This is a genomic window from Amycolatopsis sp. w19 (assembly GCF_051373225.1).
Classification (GTDB): domain Bacteria; phylum Actinomycetota; class Actinomycetes; order Mycobacteriales; family Pseudonocardiaceae; genus Amycolatopsis; species Amycolatopsis japonica.
In genome coordinates, this window is the sequence record NZ_JBPQFM010000005.1 from 316,114 (window position 1) to 336,283 (window position 20,170).

The following is a 20,170-nucleotide window of genomic DNA, read 5'->3' on the forward strand; positions in this document are numbered from 1 at the left end:
GGTGTCCAGACGACGGCGTGCGGGCGTCGGTGTGCCGGGAGTTCGATGTAGCGGGCCGAGGCGCTGCGCGGAACCGGGAAGCCTGTGCGCTGGGCGAGCGCATAGAAGGCCGGACCGACGTCGTTGTGTCGAGGTAATGCACCAAGGCGCCGGAACTCGCCTGCGGTTACTGCCAACGGTTTAAATGGCGGACAACAATTAAAGCGTTAAGTTGGAAAAAAGCCAACAATTTGTCGGAATAAGGGGTGGTGGACCCGAGGTCCGCTTGCAGTGTTGCCGCGAATTGGTCTGGGCCATGTCATGATCGTTCACTCTGTTGGAGTCTTCCTTCACTCGATAGTGATCGTGAAGAGTCAGGATGACTTTGTGGGTCGCGTGGCGTCGGGGGACGCGTGCTGACCGGGCCGAGGGGGTCCTTTTCAATGGTGCGTCCGTCAGTGACGCGTGGTTTCAGGCTGCGCGCGTTACCCATGGTGTTCCTGATGCTCGCCGGCGTCGTCGTGGTGACGGCGAGCTCGCCGAAGAGTTCGCTGCCGACTCCGGTCGTTCCCGTCGCGGAGGCGCCGGACGCTGCCAGCGCGTTCGCGGCTGCGCGGTTGCAGGGCACGCCGGTCGGGGTGGCGGATCAGACCGCTGAGGCGAAGAAGGTGCTGGCGAACCCAGATGGGACGTTGACAGCACAGTTGTCGCCGCAGCCGGTGCGGGTGCGCAAGGGAGCCGGATGGGTGCCCGTCGACACGGCGCTGACCTCCGTGCCGGGCGGCACGATCAGAGCGAAAGCGGCTGTGGCCGACGTGGCGTTCTCTGCCGGTGGCGAGGGACCGCTGGTTCAGTTCTCGCGCGAGGGCAAGCGTCTCGCGTTGCGGTGGCCTGGCACGTTGCCGAAACCTGAGATCGAGGGCAGCACGGCGAGGTATCGGGAGGTGCTGCCTGGTGTCGACCTGGAGATGCAGGCCGAAGCGGAGGGATACAACCAGCGTTTTGTGGTCAAAACTCCGGAAGCGGGACGCAATCCGGCGTTGGCGTCGATCAAGCTCGGGGTCGAGACGGAAGGCGTGCAGCTCACCTCGGATGGAAGCGGTCTTGTCCAGGCCGTCGATGGCGACGGGCAGAAGGTTTTCGTCGCGCCGGCGGCCACGATGTGGGACGCCCGGGGGCGCGAGAGCACGAGCACGCCGGTCGAGGTCAAGGTCGACCGCTCTGCGATGACGTTGACGCCGAACGCCGCGATGCTGGCGGATCCGGGCACGCGGTACCCGGTGGTAGTCGACCCGGATATGCGGTCGCCGGGGCAGAGCATGTGGGCGAAAGTCTTCCGAGGACACCCCGATCGGCCGTATGTCAACGGGACGGGCGACGGTGACGCGTGGGCGAAGGTCGGAAAGTGTACGTGGGCTCAATGCCAGGATATCGATCTTGCCCGCACGTTCTTCCAGTTCGACACGGCGTTCCTGGCTGGCAAGGAAATCAAGACAGTCAATTTCAACACCGCTGTGGTTCATGGTCCGGATTGTGGTGCGAACGAGCACAAGCTCTTCATCGCGGATCGCAATCTCGACTGGGGGGGTCACCTGGAACAACCAGCCGCGCGGCCAAGAGGTCAGTACTTCCTGGGTTCCAGGTAGCTGGGATAGTTGCCCGGGTAATCAGCCTGCTGGTTTCGGCGTCGGTCTCTACATCAATCCGAACGGGTCGACGACGTATTTCCTGCAGGCGAAGTCCGAAACGGATTCCGACGCTTGGCGCAGGTATGACGTGCCGAGCACGATCCTGCAGATCACCTATAACACGAAGCCGAACCCGCCGTATGACATGAAGACCGATCCGCCGCTACCCGCGCCGTGCCGGTGGTGTGACGGCGTGCCGTATGTCGGGGGCAAGTCGATCAGGCTGTTGAGCAGGTTGTCCGATCCGGATGCCAATGACCAGCTCCGTCCGGTCTGGAACATTTATGGCGGAGCTCCGGACCAGCGCGCTCCGGTGATTTATCAAGCGTCGGGTGCCTACCACAGCACCGATGTCGATCTGACGACGCGTAACGGGCAGCGTGTCACGTGGACAGTGTGGGGACACGATTCCGCGGACGGTGGTGCCTTCCGGAACGGGCCGGGTCCGTTCATCGTCGACCGGACGGGTATCGGTATCAAGCCGACTGTGACTGCGCCGCTCTACAAGGCGGATAACGCTTGGCACGGTGGTGTCGGCGTGCCAGACGTGTTCGAGTTCAACGCCAGCGATGCGACCACCACGGTCCCGGACGTCGATCACTACCTCTATGGCTGGACCGATCCGCCCACGACGAAGGTCGATGCGGTCGCCCTCGGTGGTAAGGCCTCTGTGAAGCTGACCCCGCCTGGGGACGGACCGCGGGATCTGTTCGTGCAGAGTGTCGACCGCGCCGGGAATCCCAGCCAGACGCAGGTACACCATTTCTATGTGCGGGCGGGTAACGGCCCGTTGGCGCAATGGTCCCTGGAAGGCAACACGAAGGACACCGCGACCCTCGGCTTCCGCGACGCGACGTTGCACGGCGGCCCCGTCTACGTGCCGGGAAGTACCGGTTCGGGCCTCAAGTTGGATGGTGTCGACGACTACGTGACGGCGCCGATCTCGGCGAGCACGTACCCGAGTTTCTCGTTCTCGGGCTGGATCAATCTCGGTGAGAAGAAGCCGGGCTGGTCGACGTTGCTGAGCCAGAACGCGTCGACGACGGCGATGGTGAAGCTAGGGCACACCGGCACGGCGACCGATCGGTGGGCGTTGGAGTTCCGGCCCGGGAACGACCCTGCGTCGACTCCGACCACGGTGTCCTCGATCAGTGCTGCGCAGACGAACACGTGGACTCATCTCGCCGGTGTCTACGACTCCGGCGCACAGCAGATCCGGCTGTATGTCAACGGCGATCTCCAAGGCAGTGCGCCGTGGGCGAACCCGTGGCCTGCGACTCACGAGTTCGCGGTCGGGCGCGCGATCGTGAACAGTGCCGGGGCGGACTATCTGGCTGGCGCGGTGGACGAGATCCGCACGTATGACCGGGTGCTGACCGATGCCGAGGTCAAATCGGCCGTCACCCGGGACAACGTCACCGCGGGCTATTGGAACCTCGACGACGCGGACGGGACGACCGCGCGCAACGCCGCCGCGGGCGGCGAGATGGCCGTCCTGCAGCCCGGTGCCAGGTTCGTTCCCCAGGGAGCGGTCAACGGCGCGGCCAGTTTCGACGGAGTCAAGGGCTTCGCGGCCACGCCGGGGCCGGTGGTGCGGACCGATCAGAACTTCGCGATCACCGCGTGGGTGCGGCCGGACAAGCTCGGGGACATGGCCGCGGTCTCCCAGGACGGCACGGCGGTGAGCGGCTTCTACCTGAAACAGAACAACGGTTCCTGGGTCTTCGGCATGAATCCCGGTGACGCCACCGGTGGCACGGCGGCAGAGGCCAGGTCGGGGGCGAACACAGTGCAGACCGAGCCGTGGACGCATCTGGCCGGTGTGTACAACGCGACCGCCAAGACCCTCACACTGATGGTCAACGGAAAGCAGGTCGCGAGCGTCCCGGCCCCGGCATCACCGTGGCACGCGGCCGGTCCGTTCGCTATCGGGCGGGGGAAGTACGGGACGCCGCTCGGGTACTGGTCCGGTGGCATCGACGAGGTGCGGGCCTACAGCCGCACGCTCGACCTCGCGGAGGTCCAGGGCATCGTCGCCCAGAACAACGTCACCGCCGCCACCTGGAAACTCGACGGTGACGCGCAGGACACCTCGGGCATGGCGAAGCACGGCGCGGCGAAGAACGGTGCCCAGTGGGTCGCCGGGCAGACCAGCTATCCGGATCAAACCGATCTCGCGGTGAATCTGGACGGCGTCGACGACTACGTCAGCGCTCCCGCGCCGGTCGACAGCAGCATGAGCTTCTCCGTCGCCGCCTGGGTCAAGATGACCACCAAGACCCCAGGCTGGGGTGCTGTGGTGAGCCAGAGCGGGCAGAACGTGTCCGCGTTCAACATCGGCTACACCGGCACTGCCGATGACCGGTGGGCCTTCGCGATGCACGGTCCCGACAGCACCGCACCGAACTCCGTCGTGCGGGCCCGGTCGGCGCAGCCGGTGCAGACCGGTGTCTGGACACATCTCGTCGCGAGCTACGACAGCAACACCGGTGAGATGCAGCTGTATGTGAACGGCACCCTGTCGGGGACCGCGACGTTCACCGCGAAGTGGAACGCGACCACCGAGTTCGACATTGGCCGCGGTAAATGGAACGGCACGTGGCTGGACGCGTTCGGTGGCACGGTCGACGACGTCAAGGTCTACAGCCGTACCTTGTTCACCGACGAGATCCGTACCATGTCCGGCCAGGACCTCACCCTGGTGCACAACTGGCAGCTCGACGAATCCAGCGGCATCAAGGTCGCCGACTCGGCAGGAGCGCGCACCGGAACACTTGAGCCGGGCGCGCAGTTCGCACCTGGGCGGGTCGGGAACGCGGTGCAGTTCGACGGCAAGACCGGTGCCGTGGGAACCACGGGTGTCGACCTGCGGACTGATGAGAGTTTCAGTGTGTCGGCGTGGGTCTACATGGACCGCAAATCCGACATCGTCTCCAAGCTCACGGCTTTGAGCATCGATGGCGAGCGGACCAGCAAGTTCCGGCTCGGGCATGTCGCCGATGAGATGAACGCGACCTGCTTTGACGGAGTTTTCGAGAATCCGAACGCCTGTGGCAAGTGGGTGTTCGAGATGGCGGAATCCGACACGGACGCGGCACCGATCACCAAGGCCGCAGTGTCCACATTGCCGGCCGAAATCAACACGTGGGTGCACCTCGCCGGCACCTACGACCGGCAGACCAAGAAGATCTGGCTGTATGTCAACGGCAAGCGCGTCGGTGACGGGACTCTGAACGGACGTTGGCAAGCATCCGGAGCCGCCCAGATCGGCCGTGGCCTGACCGCGGACAAGCCGAGCCAGTTTTGGACCGGCAGGGTCGACGATGTTCGCGTCTACACGACCGCGCTTGACAGGGACCGGGTGTCGAGTCTGTACAAGTCGTATCCCGCTGCTGACGGTGGTACTGCGACGTTGCCGGTCGCGGATGCGGGGCACTGGCGGTTCGACGAGAACGCCGGCCAGGTGGCCATGGACGCGAGCGGTCGTGGATCGACCGTGGCGTTGAAGAACGGTGCCGGGTGGGGCGGCGGGATGAACACGCCGGGGTTGCGTCTGGACGGGGTCACCGGCTACGCACAGACCGCTGGCCCGGTGCTGGATACGGCGAAGAGCTTCTCGGCCGCGACTTGGGTGCAACTGACGAAGACCGACGGCGGCTACTACTCGGTGTTCGGGCAGGACGGTGCTCGGGTCAGCGCGTTTCAGGTCCAATACGACGGGGGCGCGAAGAAGTGGCGTGTCGTCGTACCCAGCGAGGACAAGGACAACCCTCCGGTTGTCACGCTGTGGGCCGGCCAGGCTCCGCAGGCGTACCAGTGGACGCACCTGGCCGTGGTGTATGACGCTCAGTTCCGGCAACTGAAGCTGTACGTCGATGGTGTGCAAAGCGCGGTCCAGGTGGGAGTCACGGTGATTCCGTCGGCCGGGGCCTTCTCTATCGGCAGAGCGTGGTGGAACGGCGGGAACGCCGGCTTCTTCCCTCAGGGAATCGACGACACGCGGGTCTTTTCGCGAGCACTCACCGACGCCGAAGTGCGCAAGGTGCACGACGACACTCCCCGGGGTGACGGCGGCGCCTGGCGGTTCGACAACGGCACCGGCAAGGACTACAGCTGGCGCGGCAACGCCGTCGTCCTGACCGGCGGCGCGTCCTTCGCGCCAGGTGTGAGCGGTACCGCGCTCAAACTGAACGGCGCTGACGGACAGGCCACCGCGACCGAGCGGGGATTGGCCATGCAGGACAGCTTCACCGTGTCCGCCTGGGCCAACCTCGCCCGTACCGATCAGGTCGCGACCGTGCTCTCACAGGACGGCGCCCGGATGAGCGGCTTCACCCTCCAGTACCGGCCCGAGGCCGGGCGGTGGACGTTCGGCGCGACCGCACAGGACGTTGACGCGTCACCGGTCTCCTACGTCAGCTCGTTCGACCCCGCGGTCGTGAACCGGTGGACACACCTCACCGGGATTTACGACCAGGCGGCACACCAGCTTCGTCTGTATGTCGATGGACAGTTCGCGGGCAAGAAGGACGGTGTGGTGCTCTGGCAGGCGAACGGGGCCTTCGCTATCGGCCGAGGCAAGACCAACGGCAAGGCAGCCGAGTTCTTCCCTGGCATGATCGACGAGGTCTACGCCCACTACGGCATGGCCTCCGACGCGACGATCAAGACCTACGGCAGCTTCCCCGCACCCGACGGCGGCCAACTGGGCAGCTACGTCGACGGGACGGGACGCAAGCGAACCGTGAGCACGAGTGCCGCGCCCGCGGTCGGTTACCGGTTCCAGGAAAGCCTGGGCATGCTGATCGACGGCGCGCAGCCCAACACGCGTGTGCTGCACTCCTGCCAATCCGGTGCGGACTTCTTCACCTCGACCGACGCCGCCTGTGAGGGTAAGACCAAGCTCGGTGAGATCGGTTCCGTCTACACCCAGCAGCCGACCAACATTCCCACGATCCCGGTCTACCGGTGCACCTCGTCGGCCGGGCATTTCGACAGCCGCCAGGCTGACTGCGGGGGAGCGACCCAGGAATCACTCCTCGGGTACACCCTCGCCTACGCGCCGCTCGTGCGGTACTACAACAACGCCGCCTACGACCACCTCGGCACCACACAAGCGGCCCGGCCCGGGTACTACGCCGAGTTCCGGCACGGCTATCTGTCACTGCTCCCCCAGACCGGGACACAACCTTTGACCGCGTGCGTGAACGACACGGACCTGTTCGTCTCCCTCGACAGCGCCTGTGAGGGCAAAACCGTCATCGAATCGATCGGTCATCTCTGGACACAGAAACCCGACGACCCCGCCGCGAAATCTCTCTACCGATGTGGCAGCAGCGGGACCGAGTCGATGACCAGCGACGACGACAACTGCGAAGGCCTGCCCAAGGATCGATTCCTTGGCTACGTCCTCGCCGACATCCCCCACGTCGAACCCGTCTTCGTAGCTACGAGCAGTGCGGAGCCGGCGCCCGGTGAAGTACGGCCATCGGCAGTCGGTGGCGGCTAGATCTCCAGCCCAAACCGCGAATCGTCCACCGCGCACGAGGTAGCCCCGCGCAGGGGAGGGCCTCGCCGCGTCCAGCCTGGAGAACTGATGCGACACAAACCGTCCGCACGCCGCACGTCGAGAACCCTCACCGTCGCGCTGATCTGTTCGCTGGTCGTGACCGGCGTCAGCACCACGCAGATCGCGAGCGCCGCCAATGGCTGGAGCGTCGACTCACCGATAGTCGACTCGACTCCGGTGACGCAACAATCAATGGCTGGCCGGGCCATCGACGACGCGAGTCGCGCCGCGCTCACCGGAGACCAGCCGAGCGGGTCCACGACCCCCGACGGCGTCGGCACCAGCAAGGCGACCTCCCTGTCGCCCACAGCGACCTGGGACGTCTCGGAGCAGACCGGCGACTTCGCGTGGTCGTACCCGTTGCGTGTGCCCCCGGTGCCGGGAAACCTGACACCCAGCCTGGCTCTGTCCTACACGTCTTCGACGGTCGATGGACGTACCAGCGCCACCAACAACCAAGCGTCGTGGGTGGGTGACGGCTGGGACCTCAATCCAGGGTTCGTCGAACGCACCTACGGCGGCTGTCAGGACGATAAAGAGGGTGGGACCACGCCACCCAAGGTCGGCGATCTGTGCTGGAAGAGCGACAACGCCACCGCTGTCTACAACGGGATCGGCGGGATGCTGATCCACGACACCGACAAGAAGGTCTGGCGGCAGAAGAGCGACAACGGCGCCCGTATCGAGCATCTGACCGGCGCCGCCAACGGAGCCCGTGACGGCGAGTACTGGAAAATCACCACGGTCGACGGCACGCAGTACTTCTTCGGATCCGCGCCGGCGTCCAAGTCGACCTGGACCGTGCCCGTCTACGGTGACGACGCCGGCGAACCCTGTCATGCGGCGGACAACACGTTCGCCAACTCCGCCTGCACCCAAGCCTACCGCTGGAACCTCGACAAAGTCGTCGACCGGCACGGCAACCTGATCCTCTACACCTACGACATCGAGACCAACAACTACGGGCAAACCTCAAAGACGCAGCCGTCTCATACGTTCGCGGTGGCACACTCAAAGAGATCCAGTACGGCCTTCGTGAAGGTGATCCCGCCCCGGCGGCGGGGAAGGTGAGCTTCACGACCGAGGAACGGTGCGTGCCTGGCAGCCTGTGCGTCTTCGAGAAGCCGGAGAACTTCCCCGACGTCGCCCTGTCGGACCGATGCGACGGCGCGACATGCAAAGACCACTACACCCCCACGTTCTGGTCGACCAAACGCCTCGCGAAGATCACGACGCAGCTCCGCAAGGACAACGCCTACACCGACGTCGACAGCTGGACGCTCGAGCACCTATTCCCCAACCCCGACGACGGCAACAAGGCCGCACTATGGCTCAAATCCATCACCCACACGGGCCACGTGGGCGCGCCCATCGCGCAACCCAAAGTCACGTTCGAAGGCAAGAAGCTGCCGAACCGGGTCGTGAAAGACGATGGTGTCGGCCCTCTGAACCGCTACCGGCTCTCCGCCATCGTCTCCGAAGCCGGTGCCGTCACAACCATCAACTACGCCCAGCCCGACTGCACCGCGACCTCTCTGCCGGACAAGCCGGAGAACAACACCAGACGCTGTTATCCGGTGACATGGATCAAAAAAGACTTCGCCGAACGGACCGACTACTTCCACAAGCACGTCGTCGACTCCGTCGTCCAGTCCGACCGCCTCGGCTCGAGTTCTGAACAGGTCACCAGCTACGCCTACCCCGAAGGCGCGGCCTGGCACTTCACCACGTCCGAGTTCACCGCCGAGAAAGACAAGACCTGGAACGAGTTCCGCGGTTTCGGCAAGGTCATCGTCCGCACCGGCAAGCCCGATGATCCCAGCGGGCCGATCAGCTACACCGAAAGCCGCTACTTCCGCGGTATGCACGGGGACAAGCTCCCCAACAACGGCACGCGCACAGCCGACGCCAAAGACAGCGAAGGCGGCGTCCACGTCGACGAAGACTGGCTCCAGGGGCTCGAACTGGAAACCACCAGCAAGAACGGCGAGGCCGGGGCAGCAGTCAGCAAAACAATCACCGAGCCCAGCTGGGAAGGACCGACGGCAACTCGGGGTGCCTTCAAGGCCTACATCGTCCACGCCGGCACCCAACGCGCGTTCACCGCGCTCGCAGCCGGCGGCTGGCGAGTCACGAAAACCACCACTGACTACGACTCCAACGGCCTCCCGACAAAGGTCCACGACCTCGGCGACGCCAACGTGACGGGTGACGAACGCTGCACGACCACGACCTACGCACAGAACACCGAACGATGGCTGCTGAACTACCCCTCCCGAGTCGAAACACGCGCGGGAACCTGTGGCTTCCTGCCGCAGTATCCGCGCGACACCATCTCCGACGTCCGCACGTCCTATGACACTCTCGCGAACGGAGCTCCGCCGACCGTCGGTGACGTCACACTGACTGAGGAAGTCGACGGATATAACGGCTTCACGCCGGTCTACCGCACTGCCACCAAGTACAAGCGCGACGTTCATGGACGTGCACTCGAGACCACCGACGCGGACGGCAACGCCTCGACCGCCGTCTACACGCCCGCGACCAGCGGCCCCGTTACCCAGTTGGTTTCGGCCAATGCTCTGGGACACAAGACGACCACCGTCTTCGAGCCCGCATGGGGTGTACCGCGACTCATCACCGACGCCAACAACCGGGTCGCGGAAATCACCTACGACGCGCTCGGACGGAAGACCGAGATCTGGCAACCCAACCGGCCGCGCTCAGAAAAACCTCAAGGCAACGCGCGTTTCGCCTATAGCGTTCGCAATGACGCACCCAGCTCTGTCACGACGACCCAGATCGGCCCCAACGGCAACTACGCCACCTCGACGACGATCCTCGACAGCTTCTACCGGACGAGGCAAGTCCAGACGCCGGCACCCGGCGGCGGCAGGCTCCTCACCGACACCCGGTACGACTCACAGGGCCGCGCCTACAAGACCACCCAGCCCTTCTACAACGACAAGCCGGTCGACACCTCACTCTGGGAGGCCAGCGAAGTCAAGGTCCCCGGGCTGACGCAGCTAGAGCATGACGGAGCGGGCCGCGTCATCGCCTCTACCTATCGGGGCGGGACCAAGGAATGGCGGACCAGCACGACCTACGGCGGGGACTCGGTCAGCGTTACGCCACCCGAAGGCGGTGTCGCGACCACCACGATCACCGACGCCCGCGGCCGCACCACCAGCCTTCGCCAGTACCACGGCGCGCAGCCGACCGGCGACAACTACGACGAAACCAAGTACGACTACACCCTGGCCGGCCAGCTCGCCACGCTCACCGACTCGAGCGGCAACCGCTGGTCCTACACCTATGACATCCACGGTTCGCTGATCCGCTCGGACGACCCCGATCGCGGGCCCACCACCTACACCTACAACAAGCTGAACCAACAGACCAGCAGCACCGACGCCCGCAACAACACCCTCGTCGTCCGCTACGACAAACTCGGTCGCAAGACCGGCGTCTTCAAAGACAACCTGTCGGGAACCAAGCTCAGCGAATGGGTCTACGACACCGCGCACAAGGGCATCGGGAAGCTCGCGTCGTCAACGCGCTGGGTCGATGGCAACGCCTACGTCAAAAAGGTCAACGTCTACGGACCGCTGTACCAGCCGACGACGCAAACGATCATCATCCCGCCGATCGAAGGACCGAGACTCGCTGGCACCTACCAGTCGTCTCTCCAGTACAACCCCGACGACACCCTCGGCGGTGTCAGCGTTCCCCCGGCCGGAGATCTACCGGTCGAAAGCATGCTCTTCACGTACGACGACCTCGGCAACCCGGTCAGCACCGAGGGCAGTTGGGGCGACGCCGAGTATCAGGACTATGTGTCCGCGACGGAGTACACCCGTTACGGCGAACCGCAACGTCTCCAACTCGGCGGTGAGAGCAGTGCCAGCAGCAACGGTAAACGGGCCTGGCTGTCCTACTACTACGACACCAACACCCGGCGTCTCGACCGCACCATCGTCGACGCCGAAGTACCGCAGCCGATGCAGACCGACACCCGCTACGACTACAACCCCGCGGGCGGCCTGACCTCGATCACCAACGCCCCGATCGGGCAGCCTGCCGACAAGCAGTGCTTCGGCTACGACTACCTGCAACGTCTCACCGAGGCCTGGACACCGAACGGAGACTGCGGGCAAGCCCCGGCTACCGCCGGCCTTACCGGGCCGGCGCCGTATTGGCAGTCCTTCTCGTACGACAAATCAGGCAGCCGCACCGGAGACACCCAGCACACGCCCAGCGGGGACGTCACCCGCAAGTACACCTACGCCGCACCAGGCACGCCGAAACCCCACATCCTGAACTCGGTCACCTCAGAAGGACCAGCCGGGACCAAAACGGCCCAGTACACCTATGACGAGATCGGTAACACCAAGACCCGCCCCGGCGTCACCGGTCAGCAGAACCTCGACTGGAATGTCGAGAACAGACTGGAGAAGGTCGCCGACGGCGACGCGGCGACGAGCTTCGTCTACGACGCCGACGGCGAACGGCTCATCCGCCGCGACCCGACCGGCACCACGCTATATCTCGGACAGCAGGAGGTGCGGCTCGATAAGGCGAGCGGCAACGCGACCACGACCCGGTACTACACCCACGGTGGCTTGGCCGTCGCGATGCGCACCGGCGGTGTCCTGAGCTGGCTCGCCGGCGACCACCAGGGCACTACGCAGGTCGCGATCAACGCGAACGACCTCACGGTCAAGCAACGGCGCCAAACACCGTTCGGGGCCCAGCGCGGTCCAGGTGTCGTGATGCCGGGCGAACGCGGCTTCGTCGGCGGCACCAACGACGCCTCAACCGGACTGGTCCATCTCGGAGCTCGCGACTACGACGCTGACCTGGGCCGGTTCGTGTCGCTGGACCCGATCATGCGGCCGACCGACCCGCAGCAGATCAACGGTTACAACTACGCCAACAACTCGCCGATCAACCTGAGCGACCCGAGCGGCACGGAACCGTGCCGCGCGAACTGTGACTGCATGTACAGCGGGAAATGCGGCGGTGGCAGCGGTGGGTGGACGCCGCCGGTGGCTCCACCGCCGTCGCCCAAGGACACGCGCCATGCCTACCCGGCGTCGATGGGCAAGGACATTCCTTCGATGTCGCCAAAGCAGCGACGAGCAGCTTTGGAACATCGGTTCAACACCTCGAAAAAGTTGCCTGTTGCGCAACTTTCGCCGGACTTCGCCCAGTTCGAGTTCGCCTTCTGCTCGGAATTCCCCGATGTCCGCAGCTGTGATCCCACACCGCCCGGCTGGGAAGAAACCCTTCAAGCCGCCCTGTTCTTCTTCCCCTGGGGCAGAGTCGGCAAGGCAGCCTGGGAACTCGGCGTGGGACTCACCGCGTCCAAAGCCGCAACGGTTGGGGCTGGTGGAGCCGTACCAGTCGCAGCAGGCGCCGGAGCCGCCGCAGCGGGAGCGGTCAACGCGGTGGGAGGAACTCAGAACTGTGTGGCATGTGTTATCTCGGGAGACCTGACTCTAGCCGGTAAGCCAGCGTCAGCTACCAACCTCTACCCTGCTCATCCAGTTCCAGGTGGCATGAAGTTGATCGAGAAGTACGCTGGGGCGTCATGGCGCCCAGTGAGTGGTCAACCGGCGATCGAGAAGGAGTTGTTAGCAGCCGGCAACGGAGCCCGTGGGATCGTCTACGGCGGCAACGGCGGCACAGCACACGTTTGGAACGCCGTCGTCCAAAGAGGGCAGGTCAACTACGTAGACTTCCAGGGGGTGGCTTCCAATGGCCCCGCATCATTCGATCAGTGGAAGACCTTCTTCTTCGTGAGGACTAACTAACGTGGTACTGCAAGACGCATTCGAAGCAGCTCAACAGTTTCTCGATGAGGAGATTCGCCCCGAGCACGCGTTGGAACTTGTGATCGTCAAGTGCGCCGAGGACGAAGAGGGCTGGGCCTTCAGTTACAATAGCCGGGCTTTCGTCGAAGATGGTGACATCGTCTCGTCTTTGGTTGGTAACGGCCCGATCATCGTGCCGCGGTCTGGTGCCGCGCCCTATATCGGCTCGATGTTCGGTCGAAGTGATTTGTGAGCAAAGCGACGGCCGATGGCGCTGCAGTACCGGTCGGCCGCAGGCGCGGTGCAAGTGTCGCCGGCGGCGCAGTCAATGCGGAGTGCAAATAGTGGCCGACCTCAGTCCTGCTCATCAGGCTGTTGAGATGAGCGATCTTCCGCTGCTTCGTGAACTACTTGATGGCGGCGCTAACATTAATGAAGAGCATGATGGGCTCACGTTGTTGCATCATGCCATTGATGTCGAGATCGACAGTCACACGCAGACAGGCGAGCCGCTGCGCGTGGACGTCACGGCTTACTTGCTCGCGCGAGGAGCGGACCCGCTGCGTCCTTCGGATGGTGGTTGTGGCGTTACAGCGGAGCAGATGGCCTTCGAGAGTCGTCATTGGCTGGCGTCGGCTCTCTTTGAGGGATGGGGTAATCGTCGGCAGGGAGAGGGCGCCTAGTGGTTCTCCCTGTCAGGACGTAGTTGTCATCACTAACCGAAGGGTTGCTGGAAGGCGCGAGTACGCAAAGCCGGGTTTCCAGTTGTTGGGTGCTGCTGGCGGCAAAGGTGTTGCCGAATGGACGGGCGCGTCGTCTCCGATTGGGCTCCGTTGCCGACGTAGAGCCCGACACAGGTTGGTACAGGACGGCACTCGTCCGCGGCAAAGACTGACGTTGACCTGCACGAACCGGCAGTATTTGATACTGAACGCCAGTAGGTGACATGGCTGACTTGTGGACTTTTAATCCGTAGGTTCTGGGTTCGAGCCCCAGGCGGCCCACTCTTTCGCCTGGTCCACACGTTGTGGCCACCCAAGACCAAGATCATCTCCCCGGTTCATCCCCGGGAAACGACCGCAGACGGCGCCAGACCCGGCCCAGGATTGGGTTCGAGCCCCAGGCGGCCACTCCTATTCCGGTGATGTGCGTCGGGCGGCGGTGGCGATCCGGACGAAAACGATCGCCACCACGGCACCCCAGAAAAGGGAAAGCCCGCCGTAGCCCCACAGGGCGACCATGACGCCGGCGAGCAGCGCGCCGCCGGCGGAGGTGAGGAGCACGAGGAAGTCGGCGGCGCCCTGGACCAGCGTCCGGATGCCGCTCCGGGTGGACGCCGTGAGCAGCACCGAGCCGGAGAGGTAGCCGGCGGACCACCCCGCGCCGAGCAGGAGGAGCCCGAGGCCGACCAGGAAGGGGTCGTGCGCGGGAGCGGCGGCGAGCGTGATCGCGGCGGCCACCTCCAGTGCGAGCCCGATGAGCAGCATCCGGTGCGCGCCGATCCGGTCGCTCAGGTAACCGACCAGCGGCCCCGGAAGGAACATCGCCGCGGTGTGCACGCTGATCACGACACCGATCGTCGCGAGGGTCGCCGCGCCGTGGTCCAGGTGGATGGAGGCCATGTTCATCAGCGAGATCATCGTGGCGTGCACGATCATCAGCGAGAGGACGGCGCGCCGCACGGGCGGATCACCGGCGACCGCGGCCAGCGCGGTGCGGAATTTCGGCCGCGCCTTCGTCTCGCGGTCGAGGGATCTGGCCAGCAGCAGCGGATCCGGCCGGAGCATGACGAAGACCAGCACACCGCTGACGGCGAGCCCGGCCGCGATGGCGACATACGGTCCTGAGAATTCCGGCAGGACACCATGGCCGATCCCGGCGAAGGCACCGGTCAAGGCCGGGCCCAGGACGGCGGCGGCGATGGAGCTCCACGAGAGCACACCCATCGACCTGCCCAGCCGGTCCGCCGAGGCGAGATCCGTCGCCGCGTAGCGGGCTTGCGCGCCCGCGGCCAGTGCCGCCCCCAAGGAGACGGCGCCGGCCAGCAACAGGACGTAGGTCGAGAACATCGCACCGAGGACGACGGCCGCGGCGCCCGCCGCACCCGTCAGATAGCCCGCCGCGATCCCCGCCCGCCGTCCGCGGTCCATCGACAGCGAGGCCAGCGGAACACTGAAGACCACCGCCCCGCAGTAGATCATCGCCTGCGCGAGCCCGGCCTTGCCCGCCGAGCCGGTCAGCCGCTCGGCGATCAACGAGATCAGCGGCCCCGCCATCGCGAACATCAGCGAGAAGACGGCTTGGACGAGCAGGAGCGAGCGGATCACCCGCCGCTGAACGGTACGCGGCGACTCGTCGCCGCGTACCGTCTCGCCGTCCGCCGGTTTGACCGACACCCTCGGCCCTCCTCCTCTACTGGTTCTCGGCACCCTCGGTGATCCGGCGCTCGACTTCTTCCGGGGTGTCACTCACCGGCATGCCGTCGGCCCGGCGAGCCGGGACGCCGGCGCCGAGGACGTACAGCGCCGTCTCGCCCGCGCCGTCGATGCCGAGCGCGGCTTCCAGCTCGGTGTCGCGGAAGGCGTCGTTCTGTGACGGCCCCAGGCCGACCGCGGTGGTGCACAGGGCGAAGGTCTGGGCGAGGTGCCCGGTGTCGAGCAGCACCGTCCGGAGCATCCGCGCGTTGCGGTACTTGTACATCGCGCGGTGGACGTTCAGGGTGAGGAAGACGACGAAGCCCGCGGTGGTGATCATCCGCTGCCCGAAGACGAGCCGGTTCAGTTCCTCGTCACCGAATTCCTGCGAGACCACTTCGAGACTGTGGTCGTCCTGCGAGTACCGGTAAAGCCCGGGCGGAATGGATTCGACGTTGCGGACGACGATGTAGCATTCGCTCTCGTGCCTCGCGCCTCCACAGGGGCTGGTCCGCAGAGTCAGCGTACCCAGCACGCCGGCGTCGAAGAAATGCATCGGCGCGAACGTGTAATGCAGAATGGTGGAAAAGCTGCGCAGCGGAACCGCGTCCGTCGTGAAATGACGATGCGTCCGGCGGGAAAGCAACACGTCGCCGAAATCGCGCTGCAGCGGAAGGAAGGCCCGTGTCAGCCTGATGCGCTTCGCGTCGGGGCGCCGGGTGAAGGGCTCGGGCGGCGGGCCGCTTTCCTCGATTTCCGTACGGGCGGCCACGCGCCATGCCGCTACCTCGGCGTCGCTGGCGGCGCGTTCATGCGTGATGTACGCGGTGTCCTTGGTGCCGAAGTGGAAGAACTGCGCCGACGGTCCCCATGAGCTCCATTTGTCGAGCATGAGGTCTTCGTCGGCGGCCTCTTCCTTGGTTCGCAGGAGACCGGCACCGGCGAGCGCCTCGACGGCCTCCGCGACGGAGGCGGGGTCGTAGCCGTTGAAATCCCTGGTCACGGACTCGGGATCGGTCCACTCCTCGAAGCGGTTGAGCAGCTCCACGGCCGTGCCGTCGACGGCGATGCCCTGCTTCTCGCCGTCTTCGGGGGTGACCGCCAGATAATCGTCGAGGACAAGGTCCCCGTTCACCCAATACCCCACCAGGGAGCGGGCGCGTCGCAGCTCCATCGTCCTGTTCCTCCTCGGACACAACACAGGTACACTGCGGAGGGGTCGAAGGTCGTCGACCCCTCCGCAGTGGTCTCATCGAATCCGGCGGTCATCGCTGGGGATGATCAGCTTGATTTCAAGCCGATCTCCGATGGGCCGCCACGACTCGACTGCGCCGCCGATATAGGCCATCGGCGGCTCAGTCGATCAGATGGTGTGCGAACACAGCAGCATCTTCTTGACCGGGAGTTCGGTGCGCTGCACCTTGACCGTGATCTTCATCTTCCGTCACCTCCTTTTTGTCGTCTCACCTCAGCCGGATCCTCTTGTCGCATTTCCTGCGGCCGGTGGCTGCGGTCCTCCAATAATGGACCCGCCGCATAGGGGTGTCTTCTTCAGAAGTGCTACCCGGTATTTCGGTTCACCGTCCATTGTGGCCATTTCCCGGCCGGCGCTCGGATATTCGATCGTGCGATAGGCGGCGCGGGAGGTGGCTGCTCGCCGCGCCGGGGCGGGTCTCGGCCGAGCCCGGCGACCGGGGTGGCGCGCTGACCGGGAAGCGGCAGTTTTGGCGCACAGGGGTCACAACGGCGCCGCATTCTGTGACACTTTCACGGGCTGTGTCCCGTTGTGACAGCGCGAGAAGGGAATCTGCTGTGTCCGGAATGCTCAACAGACGCAAGGCGCTCGCTCTCGGTGGAGGTGCCGCGCTCGGCGCCATGGTCGCCGGTGCCGGTACGGCTTCCGCCGCGACGGGATGGGTCCGGCTGCCGATCGTCACCGCCAACATCGGCCGCGACAACCTCGGGGCGCGCGAGGCCGCGATCGACGCCGTCCGCAACTGTGACTCCCTGGTGCGGCCCCTGGTCGGCTGGCAGGAGATCAACGAGGGCGACACCGGCGAGCCCGCGATGATCGACCACTACTTCGGGCCCCTGTACAACAACGCGTTCCTGCGCCACAACACGTCGTTCCGGATCCCGATCTCGATCCCGCAGCCCTGGGAGGTGGCGAGCGCGAAGACCACGTATGTGCACGGCGGCATCACCGGGGTGACCCCGCCGCGCTGGATCAACGAGGTCGTGGTGCGTCACCAGAGCCACCCGACGCTCCAGTTCGCGCTGATCAACTCGCATTACATCGCGAACGCGTACAACGGCGACCAGCGCGCCGACCTGCGCGACGAGTGGAACGAGCACAAGAGGATCCACGCCAGTCGCGTGCTCGCGCACCACAACGTCGGGCGCCTGGTCTTCTGGACCGCGGACACCAACAACCCGAACTACTACAAGGCCACCGGCCTGGACGCGGAGCGCCGGTGCTTCGGCACCGGGATCGACCGCATCAACTGGCTGGCGGGCAACGGCGTCGTCCAGGAGCAGTTCATCGACACCAAGACCGTGGACATGCGCGTGGACGGGCATGACGCCCGGGTCGCCGTCTTCCAGGTCCGCCTGGCCTGACGGCACGCACGGGCCGGGCGCCGACCCGCCCGGTCCGTGCGGGTCAGGAAAGGAAACCGGCGCGGAAGCCGATGGCGACCGCTTCGGCGCGATCGTGGACGCCCAGCTTGCGGAAGATTCGTTTGCAATGAGTCTTGACGCTGTCTTCGGAGAGCGCGAGATCGGCGCCGATCTGAATGTTCCGTTTCCCCTGCGCCATACCCCAGAGGATCTGGAGTTCACGTTCGGACAGGCGGAGGCGTTCGGCGTCGGGTGGCGCGGTGGCCGGTTCGGGGTACAGGCCGTCGTACTTCCGGAGGAATCCGCCGATACCGGGCACCAGCGCCCCGGCGGCCGTACCGAACGACCCGAACATGATCACCGCGGCGTCGGGGGCGACCGACAGCAACGCCGCCGCGGCGGCGGGACCGGTCGGCTCGTCCGGCCGGACCGCGACGAGCGCCACGTCGGCGGGCGCGCGCGTGTAGCCGCGGACGAGTTCCTCGGCGGTCGCGGCGCATTCGACGCGCCCGATCCCCGGCGCGCCCCGCAGGGACCGTGCGATCCCGTGGCGCGTACTCGGCCGGTCGGCGTAGACCACTATCGCCACCGCGACCGTCCTTTCCGGGGATCGATCGCGATCGCGTTCGTTTCGGGGATCGAACACGGCCTCCATGTCCGTGGAACGCCGGTTCGCACATTCTCTTACGCGGGATGATCAAAAATTTCCGGCACCCGATGTCGAGTTACCGAACTGTGACCCTCGACCCTGGGCCGGGATTTCGACAAGCAGTTGACCGCCGCCATTTCGATTCACCCGATCGTGGCCATAAGGTCGAATTTTCCGCGTTACGGCTCCGACGGAGAGTGGTTCATTCGAGGTGGGGGAGACTGTAAGGAGTGGTGGCCGCGGGTCCCGTAAGTGGCAGTTCCCTATTGCCTGACGGGTCCTTACTGTCTGCTGTTGGGGCAAACCTTCGAGTAAACCGGAAATGGTGGAGTGCGATGGTGTGGCTGCGAACGACCGACGGTGGAATGGGCACGACGCCCGTTTCACGCGGTCTTCGCGAGCCCGTCTCGCGGCGGGCGAGTTGTTTCGCCGTGGTCTGCCGCGCGGTTCTGCTCGGCGTGTTCATCCTCGCCGGCTTCGCCGTGATGAACGCCTTCGAGACCGCTGTCGCCGCCGATTCCGGATGCGATCCAGGTGACCCCGCCACGGCGCCACCGGCCTGCGAACTCGCGACCGTCGCCGTCCAGGAGACGGAGCCCGCCGCGCGGATCGCGCCCTCGCCGATCACGACGAAGGCGATCTCCCTCGTGAACACGACCGCCGGGCAGGGCACGGCCTTGGTAGGCTCGGCCGCGCCGGCGCTGGCACCGGCGATCGAGCAGGTCACCGCGATGACGACCGCGCTCACCCAGACCGTCGACACCGCGGTGAGCGAGACCGTCACCACGGTGAACCGGACGCTCGACAACCCGGTCACGACCAAGCTCACCGGTACGGTGTCCGCGCTCGCGCCGGTCGTTTCCAGCACCGGCTTGCAGCCCCGGATCAGCGTGCCGGGCGTCGTCACGATCACGGCGACGGAGGGCTCGCAGCCGGAGCCGTCCCACCTGCGGCCCGTCCCGGAAACGCACCGCGAGCCGGTTTCGGCGGCGCCGCAGACCTCGACGGCGGTGGACCTGCCGGTGGTGTCCGCCCCGGCGGCTCCGCTCGACGGCGACTGCGCGTTCTGCGTGAACGGGCCGCACGAAGCATCCTCGTTCCAGCCCTCGACCGCGACGGCGGCGCCTGCCGACATCGGCTCGCAGCGCCCGGTCGACCGCCTTCCCCTTGGTTTCCCGGCAGCGCCCATCGGCGCCGTCGGGCCCGGCGCCGGCACTTCGTCGGCGGGCTCCAACGGTGGCCACGCGCAAGGCGCGATCGTGCTGCCCGGAAGGTCCGCCCACGACCAGCGAATCGCCTGCTGGAGTGTCGGCCCGGATCACATCGCTCCGCTGCGCAAGCGCGCGCAGCAACCTCCAGTGTCGCCTGACTGACGTGTCGGCCACGAAGTGAATTCCTTGATCGGTAGCGACAGCAGGACCGCCGAGGTGCAACTC

Annotated in this window: 11 protein-coding genes and 1 tRNA gene; 9 read left to right on the plus strand and 3 right to left on the minus strand. The window is 65.6% G+C overall.

Translation table 11 applies throughout. The annotated features are described in order from the left end of the window. Positions 1-470: 470 nt before the first annotated feature. The 7 genes from ACSMFO_RS14355 (at position 471) to ACSMFO_RS14385 (ending at position 14,056) form a co-directional block, all read left to right on the plus strand. Positions 471-1,625 (plus strand): hypothetical protein, encoded by a 1,155-nt coding sequence (locus ACSMFO_RS14355; protein ID WP_436458959.1) that lies wholly within the window; start codon positions 471-473, stop codon positions 1,623-1,625. 187 nt (positions 1,626-1,812) lie between these two features. Then, a complete protein-coding gene (locus ACSMFO_RS14360) occupies positions 1,813-7,176 on the plus strand; it encodes a LamG domain-containing protein (RefSeq protein WP_436459026.1) in 5,364 nt (1,787 codons plus the stop codon). 156 nt (positions 7,177-7,332) lie between these two features. Further along, positions 7,333-8,307, plus strand: a complete 975-nt coding sequence (locus ACSMFO_RS14365) for a SpvB/TcaC N-terminal domain-containing protein (RefSeq protein ID WP_436458960.1) — start codon at positions 7,333-7,335, stop codon at positions 8,305-8,307. 23 nt (positions 8,308-8,330) lie between these two features. Next, positions 8,331-13,052, plus strand: a complete 4,722-nt coding sequence (locus ACSMFO_RS14370) for an RHS repeat-associated core domain-containing protein (RefSeq protein WP_436458961.1) — start codon at positions 8,331-8,333, stop codon at positions 13,050-13,052. A 1-nt stretch (position 13,053) separates the two neighbouring features. After that, a complete protein-coding gene (locus ACSMFO_RS14375; RefSeq protein ID WP_436458962.1) occupies positions 13,054-13,305 on the plus strand; it encodes a YrhB domain-containing protein in 252 nt (83 codons plus the stop codon). A 127-nt stretch (positions 13,306-13,432) separates the two neighbouring features. Continuing rightward, positions 13,433-13,735 carry an ankyrin repeat domain-containing protein gene (locus ACSMFO_RS14380; RefSeq protein ID WP_436458963.1) on the plus strand — a complete coding sequence of 101 codons (303 nt, stop codon included), beginning with the start codon at positions 13,433-13,435 and terminating at the stop codon, positions 13,733-13,735. A gap of 256 nt (positions 13,736-13,991) precedes the next feature. After that, positions 13,992-14,056 (plus strand) — tRNA-Lys (locus tag ACSMFO_RS14385). Positions 14,057-14,185: 129 nt separating this feature from the next. On the opposite strand, the gene ACSMFO_RS14390 is transcribed toward ACSMFO_RS14385, so the two are convergent. After that, positions 14,186-15,448, minus strand: coding sequence for an MFS transporter (locus tag ACSMFO_RS14390; RefSeq protein WP_436458964.1), 1,263 nt, complete (start codon positions 15,446-15,448; stop codon positions 14,186-14,188). Between the two features lie 16 nt (positions 15,449-15,464). After that, on the minus strand, positions 15,465-16,640 hold the full coding sequence (locus tag ACSMFO_RS14395; protein WP_436458965.1) for a SagB/ThcOx family dehydrogenase: 1,176 nt from the start codon (positions 16,638-16,640) through the stop codon (positions 15,465-15,467). A 647-nt stretch (positions 16,641-17,287) separates the two neighbouring features. On the opposite strand from ACSMFO_RS14395, the gene ACSMFO_RS14400 reads away from it, so the two are divergent. Then, positions 17,288-18,085: a hypothetical protein gene (locus tag ACSMFO_RS14400; RefSeq protein ID WP_360088750.1), complete on the plus strand. Its 798-nt coding sequence runs from the start codon at positions 17,288-17,290 to the stop codon at positions 18,083-18,085. A gap of 43 nt (positions 18,086-18,128) precedes the next feature. Here ACSMFO_RS14400 and ACSMFO_RS14405 read toward each other — a convergent pair whose 3' ends face one another. Beyond that, a complete protein-coding gene (locus tag ACSMFO_RS14405; RefSeq protein WP_436458966.1) occupies positions 18,129-18,674 on the minus strand; it encodes a response regulator transcription factor in 546 nt (181 codons plus the stop codon). A gap of 395 nt (positions 18,675-19,069) precedes the next feature. Between ACSMFO_RS14405 and ACSMFO_RS14410 the strand changes: the two genes are divergently transcribed. Further along, positions 19,070-20,107 (plus strand): hypothetical protein, encoded by a 1,038-nt coding sequence (locus tag ACSMFO_RS14410; protein WP_436458967.1) that lies wholly within the window; start codon positions 19,070-19,072, stop codon positions 20,105-20,107. Positions 20,108-20,170: the final 63 nt, after the last annotated feature.

Bases quoted from the DNA above. Each gene is read 5' to 3' on its own strand.
- ACSMFO_RS14360 (WP_436459026.1), top strand. From the start codon at position 1,813: ATGAAGACCGATCCGCCGCTACCCGCGCCGTGCCGGTGGTGTGACGGC.
- ACSMFO_RS14395 (WP_436458965.1), bottom strand. From the start codon at position 16,640: ATGGAGCTGCGACGCGCCCGCTCCCTGGTGGGGTATTGGGTGAACGGG.
- ACSMFO_RS14380 (WP_436458963.1), top strand. From the start codon at position 13,433: ATGAGCGATCTTCCGCTGCTTCGTGAACTACTTGATGGCGGCGCTAAC.
- ACSMFO_RS14410 (WP_436458967.1), top strand. From the start codon at position 19,070: ATGGTGTGGCTGCGAACGACCGACGGTGGAATGGGCACGACGCCCGTT.
- ACSMFO_RS14400 (WP_360088750.1), top strand. From the start codon at position 17,288: ATGCTCAACAGACGCAAGGCGCTCGCTCTCGGTGGAGGTGCCGCGCTC.
- ACSMFO_RS14355 (WP_436458959.1), top strand. From the start codon at position 471: ATGGTGTTCCTGATGCTCGCCGGCGTCGTCGTGGTGACGGCGAGCTCG.